This window comes from Paenibacillus sp. FSL P4-0113 (genome assembly GCF_038009305.1).
Classification (GTDB): Bacteria; Bacillota; Bacilli; order Paenibacillales; family Paenibacillaceae; genus Paenibacillus; species Paenibacillus polymyxa_D.
In genome coordinates this window covers 5,350,898-5,364,204 of record NZ_JBBPAZ010000001.1, presented here as the reverse complement: position 1 = coordinate 5,364,204, position 13,307 = coordinate 5,350,898, and the positions used below count along the sequence as shown (strand labels likewise).

Sequence of the window (13,307 nt, the reverse complement as noted above, 5' to 3'; positions counted from 1 at the left end):
ACTTTTATTTTTAGAACATTATCAACCTCGTTTCTACTAAGCCTCTTTGCTGGAGTAGTGTATACAATTACTTTTTTGTGTATAAGAGGAAATAAGTAGATTCTTTGAATAACTCCAAAGCAAAAGAAGCTGTCCAAATCGCAACGGCTCCTTTTCTTAAGTAACGGTTCGAAGCAAATATTACGTCATTGGTAGCGCCACTTTAGCTTGCTCCAACAAAGGAGATAGTTATGAGAAAATATGGAATAGCAATCTTTATAGTAATGATATTCGCAAGCGTTTGGATGCTTAGTAGTTACGCTAAAAGTGATACTCAAAATAAAGTATTCGATTATCTTGTAAAAATTCAAGGATACAAACCATCTGAAATTTATTCAGTTAAAACTCAAATAGGTAAAGCTCCCTTAGTTAGTACACAAGTTATTTTTAAGGACGAAACCAATGCAAGGTATTTTAAAAGAGCAAGATAAAATTATTCAGCGTAGCTAAGCCCCCATTAAAGGAGTAGATGATGGGGCGTATAATTATTCTTTGAAGGATTATAACGGAAATGCAATGCACAGTCACATGCTTGTCCTCCTCCAAGAGGTCACAAAATTCAGTCATTTATAAGATTTCAATAGAATGAATCAGTAAAGATCAGTAAATTGAAAACTGCTATGAAAGCTTGTCCTGCTTGACTTTAAGGCTTAAATAAAGAAAATTTTATATCCCCTGAAATAGCCGCATCTTAGACGCACCACACATGATGTAACCACGGGAGTTAGAGATCGTTAACAGCGTTGTTTTAGGCAGTTTGACCTCGACTCCGATAAATGTATGCTCACCCACTTGAATAGGTTCCATGTGTATCATGGTGATTTCATGCACCTCCTCTTTGTTTATGCTATAAGCCTCCAATATTTTTGCAAGTCCCAGCCCACAATGAAAATAACCGAAAATACTTCTTATCAAATCCATGATAAAAAATTTTCCGATTCTTAAATCCCTCCTCTCTAATAGTTGTCCGATGAAAATAAAGATTTAGACTGGATTTGTTGGTCCTAAGCTGATTCTGAATTGCTAAATCGTCAGACTTGGAATAATAAGTTTTAGACTGACCCAAATATAAAACCAGCGGCAGTCAAGGACCTGAAAATAAAGTCCTAGACTGCCGCTGGTTTATTGAACTAACGTTCTCTGTTAGCGTAACAAGTGGTGCTAAATTATTTCATGCGATATATCTACAACCGTTTCGGTGCTGCCGTCGGCTTACCGTCAGTAAGAAACACCGAGGCGATAAATTCTCCCTGAATCGCTAGGCTTCCAATCGCCTTAAATCGTTCTACCTCTATTGGTTTTGCCGAAATAATCGGCTGGATCAACGTCTTCCATCAGTCCCCATTCGACCATATCTGGCGTACGGGTCAGCACTTTCCGATGCGACTGTCGAGAATCCTCTCTATCGCTGGATATTCCTCGAATCTTCGTTCAATGAAATGTTGAATAACCACCCCGTAAAGGGGCGGTTTTCTTATGCTTGCATGAATGCTTCTAACGGCTCCAGAGTCGCGAACGTCTTCTTTGCATCCTTCTTCCGTTGCTCATCATAGAGTTTGGTCAACTCTTCGAATGATTTAGCTTTAATCTTCGTATAACTCGATTTGGTGTATCTGATTATGTACGTCTTTACCCCTTCCTCTTCACTCCACTCGTAAACGACATCATATTTGTCCCTCAAATTCTTTAAATGAAGTGACCGGCGCAACACTGCAAAGTGTTCTTTAATGGCTTCATCACATTCCTCCATAATCTTCTCGTATGTGCAGCCAACTCGCATCAGAATCTCCAATGCCCGTTCATCGCCGTATCTCGCGAGAAATTCCTTCAACGAAACCAGCGCATATAGCATTATTTGTTCCTTGTCATTCGGATTCCTGTATTCATAACAGCCTACAACCAAATTGCGGTCGGTCATTTCCTCCTTACTGAATTGCATATTAAACAAATACTCGAGTGTCTTTTGCTTCATAACGGTTTCCAACATCTGTTCTTTATCAATCCTGATGCCCGTTGTCACCCACGGAAACGGTAGTTGGCCGTTACTTTCACGCGGTATGCTACCCCTAAGATTCAAAATCGGCATACCCGTAGCCATTGCGTACGACCTGTTATATCCGTCGCCCGCGAATATTTCCTGTTCTTCTTGCATGTGTCCTGCCCCTCCTTTTAGTACCAAGTTCCATTCGGCGCGTAGTGCCACCAGTTGTCTGCGAAGTGAATCTACGCTCGATTCCAGCGAATTACGATCCAAATTACCCTCCGCATTTTCCAGTAATTTCTTGGTTAAGCTATAGTTCTCCGTTCGTATTATGAGCTGTGACCTACGCTTACGGGCTTTGCCACTTCACTTCCGCTCTTCCAATCCCGCTCTGTCCATTGTCAGACAACACTTTTATTTCCATCTCTCCAGGCACTTCATGAATCTCCGTTACAATCGGTTCAGACGAACCGAGAATAAGATCCTATAGTAGACTATTGCATATCCATAAACTACCACTTTTTTGTGTTGGTCTCCTATTAGTTCATCACCGCTGCTTTTCATTAACCCTCGAAGATACTTCTGGGATAAATTGTATCAAATGAGAACCATAAGTCCATCTGATGGTTGCGTTATCCTGCCCGTTGGCTAATGCCGGCTGCCAGTCTACAACTTTATTTTTCACGGTCTAATGCTTTGTTTTTCAGTCTAACACTTTATTTTCACAGAACAATAGTCTCATTAGACTATTTTGTTCTTCCCATAATTTTAAGAATGTATCATACTTCATACTTCATAACATTCACGCACCTTCCGTATACTTTACCCATATCGCTAAGTTAGTAGCCTGATTGGAGACTCTCCTGTTTAAACCCACCTCTTAATTCTTAGGTGCATGCAAATTATCTTCTTTATCAGATAAATTACTATGAAAAAAGCTTGCTCCCATTTTATTGTTAAAGGAGCAAGCTTATAGATATTCATTAATCGTTGTGAATTATATTGATTTAGGATTTTTATAGCACCAGTTTGGATCATAGGGCAGAGATCTGAACTTCTGCATATCTTCCCAACTGTAGACCCAATCGTAATCAGGAATCCAAAAATAGTCAGTAGGATTTAGCTTGAGATATTCATATATAAATCGAAAAATCAGCTCTTCAACACCATAAACATCTTCAATACATCCTACTTGATACAAGGACAAGCTTGAATCTAATCCACTAATATCCTCATCATGCTCATAATTAATTTCGTAATTATAAATTCCATCAATATAGAATATAAACTGCTGGTTATTTTCAGCACCTAGTGGGTTATAAGATATATTTAGAGTTGTTGAAAAAAACTGTTCGTTCTTATATTTTTTATCATTGTCAAAATATAATCCAGCATCTGCATGAAAGGCAGCTACGATTGCATCTCCTAGTAATTTCTCAGGTGTATATTTTTCTCGTTCTATTAAAATAAAAGCCGAACTCCCCATCACTTAACCACCTTTCTTAATTCCTCCAAGGAATTTACAACAGTTACTCCTAGCTTCTTGATATTATCTAATTTTTCTATATTACTTTGAGATAGATTGCCCAAAGGCTTATCAATATAAAGTATAACTTTCTTCTGTTCTGGATTAAAATAAAGCTTATCAGTAGTAATTGTCATTTTCTCAAGTTGTCCTTCTTTAACTGCTTTGATCGAAGCCTTTACCTCAATTAATTCATTTTTTGTAACCACATCTAAATCACCTGCAAATTGACCATCTTTCTTTAATATTTTTTGCCCAAAACCAGTGACTTCACGTTCTTCTTTTAAAAAGCCAGCTACTTTTGCTTCAGTTGCCTTTCCTACATCTGAGCTATTCATAAAGTTTTCAATATCACGGTTAATATTTTTGGGATGTTGATCAACCCATGTCAGTTCATTGCCAGCAGGGTTTGTATATTTCGTCTTATTTCCTTCCTTAATTATGCTACCCCTATTGTAATTGTGGGTTCCCTCGACGACATGCGGTGCCTTTTCTGCCTTAGCTCCCGAAGAAGGAGTGGATTTTGATGAGCCTCCACCTTCTCCTTTCGCCATCTGCCACAATTCTGCTGAGCTTTCCCCTGCTCCTTTTGCACTTTTAACCGCAGTTGTAGCTCCATGCGCCGCCAAAGCTGCCGATCCAATTAATCCGGGTACCCCAATGATACTCCCTACACCTGTAGATGAAACAGCAACGGATAATCCTTCTCCACCTATTCCAGCTACTACCTCACCTGCCCCTTGCAATGTTGTAGCTACATTTCCGAGAATTTCTCCTACTTTAGCTGCCATGGGATGATCATAATTCCGTTCTTTATCAGGCCATATCCCCACTGTCAAATTCCCCTGAATAGCTCCTTTTGCTCCCTGTGCAGTATCCCAAAGGATTTCTCCTTGAAGTTTGCTAGCTTCCATTTGAGCCTCAGCCTTAGTGATCTCAGCTTGTCCAATCTGTTCAAAAATTTTATGTAACCAACCTTCACCTGTGGATGCTTTTTTAACAGGGGCTCCGAGCCACGGCACATCCAGTACGATTTTTTCCCCGTCCACCTTTGCAAAGTTTTTTGAAATAAAAATAAGTTCTTGTGCTACTGTCGATAGTCGTTCAATCGTCACACTCATGGATTGTCGAGAAACCTGAAACTCCTGAAAAAATCTCTCTTGGGTAGCCCCAGACCAGCCTTGTTGGACAAAATCAATTCGTCCACTCAAAAAATTCAGCATACGTTCCATTTCATGCTTTCTGTGTAAGAACTGATCAGCCACTTCCATCAATTTGTCAGGTGGAACTAATATTCTCCCCATTCTACCACGCCCACTTTAATTTTGATGGAAATAATCTTATCAGAAGGGGTGATTTAGGGAAATCCATCTGCTATCCTGTTATTTCCTTTTAATCCATGTGACATTTGAACTGAAATAAACAGATTTATTATGTCTAAAGTAGTGTATAACGCTGTTAGATGATGCCTAAGTCAGTTTTAGCTGTTCTATCCATATGATAGTGATCAAGTATTGATTATATCATTATTACTTTTTTTGATTTATAATAATATAATTGACATAATATCAATAAACATCCTTACTATATAATTCTAGGACGCTATATTTAAAGGCTTTTCCTATATAACTTTGAATGGCTTCATAGTACAAATTTCACCTTTTCCATAAACATTATTGGAGGCTAGTAAATGAGTAAATTTGAAAAAAATCTAATTAAGTATTTGTCTTACGGTTTTTGTGTAGGAATTTATTATTCCTTTATTAAAGGGCCAACAACAATGAGTTCTTCAATCAACGGTATGTTTAAATTTTATACAGTACCCACTTCTACTTTTATTTTCAGAACTTTATCAATCTCGTTTATACTAAGCCTCATTGCTGGAGTGGTGTATACAATCGTTTTTTTATGTATAAAAGGAAATAAGTAGATTTCCCAGAAAAATCCCAAAATAAAAGAAGCCAACCCATCGCAATAGCTCCTTTTCTTTATCGACCCTTTATTTAATTGACTAACTATGCAAAAAAGCTTGCTCCCATTTTATTGTTAAAGGAGCAAGCTTATAAAATATTAATCATACTCAATGAACACATTGCCGTTTCCATTGACGGCTTTCTGTAACAATATAATTATATCGTTCTTAAGATCAGGAAGTACAGGTAATATATTAGTCAAACTTTTCGCTTCTTCCTCGGTCAAATATTTAATATCAAATGAATCAAACAATTGTAGGGTCTCTCTAATATTTTCCACTTCCCATGGACTTTCCTCATACCAGCCTTCGTGGGCATAATATTCACTTAGTATATTACTTTGTGCAGATTCTAGTTGAACCAAACAATCCATTAATGTATCAAAGTATCCATTCCATATCTTCAATACATAGCTTTTATCTGAATTTGTATAAATCAATCTTATTTCTGGTTCTCCTTCAAATCCAGCATAGTAGGTATCATTTATTTTATCTGTCTTCATACTCTTACTCCTTCTAATGGCTGTGATTTTGAACTTGAGAGCATTTTATTCTCAGACTGCCACGTGGCGACCCGTTGGTCTGTAATTCGAGCCATTCTCTCAATGCTCAATAGGAGGTGCCTTCACTGCTACTAACATAAACTGGAATGGTGGGATCAGCTTACTCTTCATCTTCGTTGACCGCTTTAATCAGATTTCCATAGACTTCCTTCGTGTGAGCAGATGCATGTTCTTTAAAATGTGTAAACAATCTCATACATCTGATTGCTTGTATTCTATTATTAGATTCAGCAGACTTTTCCAAACAGCTAAACAAAAATGCGAAGCCTTCTGAAAATCTCCCTTTACGCAAATGATAGATTGCCAATCCCCTTGATAAATGAGTAAAACGTTCTGAACTGATTTGTTGAGTATATACGCCTACCTGATTTTGTTCATTCAAAAAAGATTGAATTTCAGTTTTAAACATTTCAAGGATGTGATCTACATTAATATTATATCGATTAGCCGCCTCAATTATATTATCTATTGCAGGGAGTATTTCATCTTTCTTTGAAGAGAAATAAGCAACATAATCAGGGATTACACCTAAGTCGCCTGACATAAGCCTATTTACATAAATATTAGCAGTTGCCCATTCTTTAAATTGGCTTTTCCATTTTAGGGTCGTTTCATCTTTCTCTTCTACCCATCTTAAATCGGCATATCTCTGGATATGTTGGAGCGCTGCATCATAATCTTTATTAGCATCACAAACTTCAGCTCGTATTAAATGCGAAAATGCCCAGTAGACAAATGGAGGGTATAGCGGCATCTTTGTATATTTATTATTTTCATGATGCTGTTGATCAATTTTGTATTGTATTTTTGCTTTATTTCCTAATACTTTGGAAAACGCATCCAATTTAGCCCATTTTCGTAGAGAACGATATGTATTCACCAACGCCCTTAGTGCATCAAGTTGATCTACCTCATCTAACCGATCAACGTAAGGCTCAAATTGAACGGCTGCATCATAGTTTTTCTCTTGATCGTCTCTAATACGAATCGTAAACAATCGATACTGGCAAACCGCTAATCGTTCTGAATACTGATATCTCTCCCCTTCTGCTACATTTTCATAAAGGAACGCCGCTGCTTCAGTATAACCTTTTTTAAAAGAATCCTCGGCTACTTCAAAAAGTGAAGGAAGATAAACAGGATTATCTAGCAACATACCTACAACTCTTCGCAAGCAATCAAGTCGCCCTAACTCCACGCAGCGGTACAAAAAAGGGCTGATTCTTCGCCAGTTGAGCGGTTCTTCCTCAATACATTCTTCAATATAACGTTCATAAAAATAATCTGGTGGTAAATTCATTCCCATAGTGATGCGATCTAGCTGGTGAACTGAAATTGATCGGTTGCCCGTCACAATGCCACTAACTGTCCCTACATTCAAATCAATCATGTGACCAAACTCGGTCATGGTTAAGCTTTTCCGTATCAGATAGGTTTGAACTTCTGCTCTAATCGTAGGTGTGATCTCCATAGATAAACCACCCTTTCAACATAAACTCGACATATAATACATAATTAAACCATGTAATGAGAAACAGTTAGTAAAAATTACTTTATCCCATCATTGTCTTTTGGAACAAAGTCATATACCCTTCGTTGTTTACAACAGCACACATTACATTTTTGCACTTTTTACATATATTCCTCAAAAGAGGATTTCCTCATTTTGCTTATATACAGCAAAACACGCAATAAAAAGGCTAGACGGATCATTCCATCTAACCACTTAATAATAGTATATTTTTAGGTTATACTGTGTCCTATACTGGAGACCTTTTTATTCTCACAATCCTCCGTGTTGTCCAGTGGGCTCATAAATAGACCCCTTGTCTTGATACTGAAGAGGGAGAACTACTACTACTAGTATAAAACTAGTAACTAAAAAAGATAGAATTACTTCACGTTTCATTATTATCCACCTCATTAATTAAATTTCTGTATGCTATCTTCGTCTCAGATGCTGCACACTCCTGATAGGACTCATACATCTTTACACACTTAATTATATACGACTTATTTTTGATTAATGTAGATTTTTCCAAACAATTTAACAAAAAAGTAAATCCATCTGCAAAATTATTTTTGTTAAAGTAGTAAACCGCTAATTCATTTGCAAAATGAACATAACGTTCTATAACTAATTGTTGATTGTACGTACCTACACACTCAGGTTTATCCAGCAAAGCTAAAATTTCCGTTTGAAATTGATTTAGAATAGGATCAACATTTAGATGATATCGATTAGCAGCTTCAAGTATGTTATCTAATCCGGAAAGCAACTCTTCTTTCCTTGAAGAAAAAAATGTTACATAATCAGCCAAAACAGCAATTTCACCAGCATGAAGTTTATTTACATAAGTATTAGCTTTAGACCATTCTTCATATCTCATTTTCCACTTCAAAGTAGTTTCATCAGTTTCTTTCACCCAACTTAAGTCACCATATGTGTACGTATGCTGAAGTGCTTTCTCATAATCTTTATGGGCCTCACAAACTTCTGCACGAAGTAAATGAGAAAAAGCCCAATAAGCAAACAGAGGAAAGCTTGGTTTCTTTGCATTTTCTTTTTTGGAAGGATGCCGTTGTTGCTCCATGTTATATTGAATTTTGGCTTTGTCTCCCAGAGCTTTAGCGAATAATTCTACTTTGTCCCATTTTCGTAAAGAACGGTATGTATTCGCTAGATCTTTTAATGCATCTAACTGTTCTATCTCATCTAGTCGATCAACGTATATTTCAAATTGAACGGCTGCTTCATAGTTTTTCTCTTGATTATCTCCTTGTCTCGTTTGGAACAAACGATATTGGCAAATTGCCAAACGTTCTGAATATTGCTTTTTCTCACTTAGAGCCACATTCTCATACAGAATAGTTGCCGCTTCGTAAAGCCCTTCTCTAAAAAGTTCTTCGGCAAGCTCAAATAAGGATTCTGAATAGCCTAATTTATCCATCAATAGATTAACCACATCATGAATGCAGTCCAATTTATTGAGTCTCGCACAATTATGTATGAAAGGACTCATTCGACGCCAATTCGGATTAGCCTCTGCTAAATACTCAGACACATAGCGTTCATAGTAATAACCAACGGGATAGCCCATCGCTTGTGTAATTCGGTCTAGCTGATCGACTGAAAGCGTGCGGTTCCCATTAATAATACTGCTCATGGTGCCCGGATTCATTTCTGCTTCTCTAGCTAAATCACTTAGGATTAAATCATGATCTTTCATATGTTTTGTTATCTCTGTGAGTATCGTGGTTGTTGTGTTGTACAAAGTAACCACCCCTTGTCAGGAACTTAGTAGGATATCAACTCATTAAAAAAGGACTATTGCAATCCAATGATTGTATAGCCTTTCCGCAATTCATTGTACCATCTTTTGGCACAATATCATATACCTTTCAGAACCTTACTTAAGATACCTTTGAAGGGTTTGCAAAGAAAATAAGCTCTACAAATCCTGAGACATACGAATCATATCTCTACATTGTATGCCATTCTCATAAATTTCTTCTACATAGTTATGTCTGACAAAGAAATCTAGATCTACACCTACAATTCTGAAACCACATTTTTGGTAGAGAGCTAACTGTCCAATGCTAGAGTTTCCTGTACCAATTTCTAACGTTTTATAACCTTGTGCCCTAGCTATTTCAATGGCATGTGTCACTAATTGTCTGCCTATTCCTTTACCATGCATATCTTCTGATACTGCTATATTCACTAACTCAACTGTTTCAGGTCTTGTAGGTAAAAGAACATAGACTCCAACAATATGATGGTCAATCTCTGCTACAAAACACTGCCCTCTTTTTAAGTATTCCTCAACAAGTTGGTGCGAAGGATCAGCTAGTAACAAGAGCTCTATTGGATATTTTTCATTTGAATTTAGTAGTCTAATATTCATCTATTCTCTCCTATATGTATGGTAATCCCCGGATTTTCCTCTTATTGATCTATTCTAGAAATCCAGGGGTGGTGGCGATGAGATGAAGCCCTAACTTAGGTTGACCTCAATTCATACAAACCATTATGCAGTGAAAGACTGGCAGAGTATGGACCTTCAAACAAGACACTGGTATTAAATACGGCCGGAAGCCTATCATCAGGAAACCAAGGCCGTTGCTTGTCTATGACTATAAATGATCCTTCTACATTCCCTAGCGGCGCGAATTTTTGTCCAGCCCCTCCCCATGAATCAAGTTGGAACGTTTCGGTGATTATCCTAGATACTTCGGGGACGTCATCGACCGGAAGACCGATCTCGCTTATACGAAGTAGAGAGTTGGGCCCAAAAGCTTCAGTGACTGCATTATCGAGTGTATGGTGGGCAATGAATTCAACGAGGTTTTGATCCGGATCATAGAAGTAAAACGCGGTTGCATTCCAGTTTTCGAAAAAAAACTCATCATCTTGGTTCCTTGAAATCAATGAAATCCCACGGTTGATAGCCCACTGTTTGGCTTCTATAAATTTATTCGTTGGAATGGTAACCGCAATATGATAAAACTCATTTTCCATGTGGGAGGATTCCTGAAAAGCAAGAACCGATTCCCCTACTTGAAACGACAGCCGCGAAGGGCTTTCCTCCACAACCTGCAAACCCAAGAGAGAGCCGTAAAAAGCTTTCATTGCTTCGAAACTGTGGGTGCCTAAGAGCACTTCTTTTAATTTCAATACATTGATCCTCCCCATAAATAATATTGAAGCCCATTAGTCCGTCGTATCCAGATCAGCATTTTATCTCAGACTGTATGAGGTCATTACATTGGTTATTAATTATCCTTTAAATCGCTTAGAAGTTTGGCATTCACATCCAATGCCTTAAATCGAAGTAATATATCCTGTTCATCCAGAGCTTTACTTTTTGCCATTTCGAGATAAAGCTTGGGCTGGTCCCGAAATGCTCTTGCACTTCCAATCAAGTATGCCTTCTGGAGATATTCATGAGCTAATACAGGCTTGCTTTGAAGAAGAAGTGTTTCCGCCATCTGAATATAAGGTTCAGCATGTATAATCCGGTGCCCTGTACCTTCCAAATCTAAAATCTCCTCATTTAAAAGCTCTACTGATCGCTGAGTATGTCCGTTATAATTGAGAATTTGAACGTATTGATGCAAGGTTACACCTGTAATGCCCCATGTATGCTTAGGTTCAGGTATTAGATCCCAGGCCTTCTGTGCTTTTTCCTCGGCCATATCGCTATCTATGGGGAGTGTAAGAGCTGCTTCCTCTCCAAGAGCCCAAATCACTTCTTCCAATTGAGCCTCCAGATCGTGATACATTCGAATATCCATCAGATACCTCCCCATAGATAATATAATTTCTAATACTTAGAGATGTCTACTCCTTCATTGCGATTAGCGAAAACGCTTAATTAAGGATATCACTCCCCAGATAAGCAACGCCAAGATCCCACTGACGATTACAAAGGTCATTAAGATCGAAGTCCATACGAAATGCAATCAACATCACCCCATGCATCATTTTATGGTCATCTTGTAGAGTACTCTTCTAATGTCTCTCCATATTTTAACGCACGTTGGCTTCCGCTGCATTCGAATTGAATATTTTTATTTTTATAATCATAGATAAGAACGCTAGCAGTGCGAACATCAGTCCGCTCCAGATGAGCTGGTGTATTCCCAAGTGAGAGATAAACCACCCGCCCGTAGCAGCCCCTATCGTAATACCTAGATTAGAAAATGAGACAAACAGGCTGTTACCAAACTCTGGAGCTTCTTTTGCTTCAGTGGTTAACCATGTTTGACTAATAATAAGCCCCCCAGAATGCACGGCCCCCCAAATGAGCACAACCACAATCATCGGTAGGAAAGAAGCACCCAGAGCATAAGTGAATGCGTAAATGACCATATATAGCAAAGGAAACATAATTACGGTCTTGGTCAGATTTTTATGTAATAATCCCCCGAATAAAAAGTTTCCAAAAATCATGACGATTCCAAAGACCATCAACATCATACTGATCCATGACCCGTTCATAAGAGTTACTTGTCCAAGATATTCGGCAAAGTAGCTATACACCGAAAACATAGCTGCAAAGATAAAAATAACAGTCACAATGTTGAACCACAATTGAGGTTTGCGTAATATACCAAGCTGTTTGCCATAAGACATCTTTTCCTGAACGGGCAGGGAAGGAAGCCATACGAGTATTCCCACAAATGCAATCATGCTTACGACAGCACCAAATAAGAAAGCAGCTTCTAACGATATCTTTTCAGCAAGATAGGAAGTCAAAGGCACGCCAAACGCAAATCCTACTGTAATTCCAGCGAAAACCTTGGTGACGGCTTTACTACTCTTTTCAGGAGGGACAAGATGAGCTGCAGTCACGAGGGCGACCGAAAAAAAGACAGGATGAAAGATAGCAGGAAGAACACGAAAAATGAGCATGACCTCAAAATGAGTGGTATAGGCATAGACTATATTGGAGATGACAAAACTGAATACAGCGGTTAATAGAATGACTTTACGATTCATGCTGGAAACGAGTAAGGTCAAAAACGGACCTGAAAGGGCAACAACGAAAGAAAATATACTAACGAGCCAACCCGCCTGGGCAGCTGATACATTGAATTTTTGGGTTACTTGAGGGAGAACGCCTATAATTCCCATTTCCGTTGTAATAATGCCGAATACACCTAAAGCCAGAATGATAATAAGTAACGGGTTAACCTTTTTCATTTTAAGTATAAGCCTCCAATTTAATTATATATATAGATTTGTAGATATGTAATGTGAAAAAAAACCTCCTTTCTGTTTATAGTTCCTTTTGAACGTACTCGGCAAATTCCCGGATTGTTTTTTCATTTCGACGATAGTACGTCCACTTCCCAATACGCTCAGACTCTAACAAACCGGATTTTTGCATCGTTAATAAATAACTTGAAATCACAGACTGCGCAAGTCCTGCTTTAGCCTGAATATCTCCCACACATACACCAATTTGAAAATTAAGCCCTTGTTTTAGATAAGCCTGTTCATCAAAAAACTCTTCTGGTTTTTTTAACCACAACATAATTAGACGACGAGTTTCGTTTGACAATGCTTTATAAATCAATGACGGTTCCATACACAATATTATATCTATTTTATTAGATTTGTAAATATAAAGTCCAATGATTACGTTGAAAAATTAATAATAAAGGCTGCTTCCCCACGGAAAATCCGTTGGGAAGCAGCCTGTTCAAGTACATATTCAG

The 13,307-nt window shown here is 38.0% G+C and carries 13 protein-coding genes and 1 pseudogene; 1 reads left to right on the top strand and 13 read right to left on the bottom strand.

Translation table 11 applies throughout. From position 1 onward, the window contains the following. Positions 1-230: 230 nt before the first annotated feature. On the top strand, positions 231-470 hold the full coding sequence (locus MKX46_RS23525; RefSeq protein WP_230584966.1) for a DUF3139 domain-containing protein: 240 nt from the start codon (positions 231-233) through the stop codon (positions 468-470). A 265-nt stretch (positions 471-735) separates the two neighbouring features. Here the strand turns inward: MKX46_RS23525 and MKX46_RS23520 are convergent. From MKX46_RS23520 to MKX46_RS23460, 13 genes and pseudogenes are all read right to left on the bottom strand, one after another. Next, positions 736-855 (bottom strand): annotated as a pseudogene (locus MKX46_RS23520) (DUF1805 domain-containing protein); the annotation flags it as partial. A 368-nt stretch (positions 856-1,223) separates the two neighbouring features. Further along, on the bottom strand, positions 1,224-1,364 hold the full coding sequence (locus MKX46_RS23515; RefSeq protein WP_341071858.1) for a hypothetical protein: 141 nt from the start codon (positions 1,362-1,364) through the stop codon (positions 1,224-1,226). A 149-nt stretch (positions 1,365-1,513) separates the two neighbouring features. Further along, positions 1,514-2,293, bottom strand: coding sequence for a hypothetical protein (locus MKX46_RS23510; RefSeq protein ID WP_341071856.1), 780 nt, complete (start codon positions 2,291-2,293; stop codon positions 1,514-1,516). Between the two features lie 724 nt (positions 2,294-3,017). Beyond that, positions 3,018-3,506 (bottom strand): hypothetical protein, encoded by a 489-nt coding sequence (locus tag MKX46_RS23505; protein WP_029516567.1) that lies wholly within the window; start codon positions 3,504-3,506, stop codon positions 3,018-3,020. Then, positions 3,506-4,849 carry a WXG100 family type VII secretion target gene (locus tag MKX46_RS23500; protein ID WP_029516566.1) on the bottom strand — a complete coding sequence of 448 codons (1,344 nt, stop codon included), beginning with the start codon at positions 4,847-4,849 and terminating at the stop codon, positions 3,506-3,508. Before MKX46_RS23500 ends, MKX46_RS23505 begins: the two co-directional genes overlap by 1 nt. Before the next feature lie 766 nt (positions 4,850-5,615). Next, positions 5,616-6,020, bottom strand: a complete 405-nt coding sequence (locus tag MKX46_RS23495; RefSeq protein ID WP_341071855.1) for a hypothetical protein — start codon at positions 6,018-6,020, stop codon at positions 5,616-5,618. A 160-nt stretch (positions 6,021-6,180) separates the two neighbouring features. Further along, a complete protein-coding gene (locus MKX46_RS23490) occupies positions 6,181-7,551 on the bottom strand; it encodes a helix-turn-helix domain-containing protein (protein ID WP_341071854.1) in 1,371 nt (456 codons plus the stop codon). 427 nt (positions 7,552-7,978) lie between these two features. Beyond that, entirely contained in the window at positions 7,979-9,310 is a 1,332-nt protein-coding gene (locus MKX46_RS23485) for a helix-turn-helix transcriptional regulator (protein WP_341071853.1), read from the bottom strand. A gap of 222 nt (positions 9,311-9,532) precedes the next feature. After that, the gene (locus MKX46_RS23480; protein WP_341071852.1) at positions 9,533-9,988 is read right to left on the bottom strand and encodes a GNAT family N-acetyltransferase; all 456 of its coding nucleotides are present in this window, start codon (positions 9,986-9,988) and stop codon (positions 9,533-9,535) included. A 95-nt stretch (positions 9,989-10,083) separates the two neighbouring features. Then, positions 10,084-10,758: a VOC family protein gene (locus MKX46_RS23475; RefSeq protein WP_341071851.1), complete on the bottom strand. Its 675-nt coding sequence runs from the start codon at positions 10,756-10,758 to the stop codon at positions 10,084-10,086. A 98-nt stretch (positions 10,759-10,856) separates the two neighbouring features. Next, positions 10,857-11,378 carry a hypothetical protein gene (locus tag MKX46_RS23470; RefSeq protein ID WP_250244272.1) on the bottom strand — a complete coding sequence of 174 codons (522 nt, stop codon included), beginning with the start codon at positions 11,376-11,378 and terminating at the stop codon, positions 10,857-10,859. A gap of 235 nt (positions 11,379-11,613) precedes the next feature. After that, on the bottom strand, positions 11,614-12,789 hold the full coding sequence (locus MKX46_RS23465) for an MFS transporter (protein WP_250244270.1): 1,176 nt from the start codon (positions 12,787-12,789) through the stop codon (positions 11,614-11,616). Between the two features lie 76 nt (positions 12,790-12,865). Further along, positions 12,866-13,177 (bottom strand): ArsR/SmtB family transcription factor, encoded by a 312-nt coding sequence (locus MKX46_RS23460; protein ID WP_023987858.1) that lies wholly within the window; start codon positions 13,175-13,177, stop codon positions 12,866-12,868. Positions 13,178-13,307: the final 130 nt, after the last annotated feature.

Coding starts and splice junctions, on each gene's coding strand:
- MKX46_RS23495 (WP_341071855.1), bottom strand. CDS start 6,020: ATGAAGACAGATAAAATAAATGATACCTACTATGCTGGATTTGAAGGA.
- MKX46_RS23490 (WP_341071854.1), bottom strand. CDS start 7,551: ATGGAGATCACACCTACGATTAGAGCAGAAGTTCAAACCTATCTGATA.
- MKX46_RS23505 (WP_029516567.1), bottom strand. CDS start 3,506: ATGGGGAGTTCGGCTTTTATTTTAATAGAACGAGAAAAATATACACCT.
- MKX46_RS23480 (WP_341071852.1), bottom strand. CDS start 9,988: ATGAATATTAGACTACTAAATTCAAATGAAAAATATCCAATAGAGCTC.
- MKX46_RS23525 (WP_230584966.1), top strand. CDS start 231: ATGAGAAAATATGGAATAGCAATCTTTATAGTAATGATATTCGCAAGC.
- MKX46_RS23460 (WP_023987858.1), bottom strand. CDS start 13,177: ATGGAACCGTCATTGATTTATAAAGCATTGTCAAACGAAACTCGTCGT.
- MKX46_RS23500 (WP_029516566.1), bottom strand. CDS start 4,849: ATGGGGAGAATATTAGTTCCACCTGACAAATTGATGGAAGTGGCTGAT.
- MKX46_RS23485 (WP_341071853.1), bottom strand. CDS start 9,310: ATGAAAGATCATGATTTAATCCTAAGTGATTTAGCTAGAGAAGCAGAA.
- MKX46_RS23465 (WP_250244270.1), bottom strand. CDS start 12,789: ATGAAAAAGGTTAACCCGTTACTTATTATCATTCTGGCTTTAGGTGTA.
- MKX46_RS23470 (WP_250244272.1), bottom strand. CDS start 11,378: ATGGATATTCGAATGTATCACGATCTGGAGGCTCAATTGGAAGAAGTG.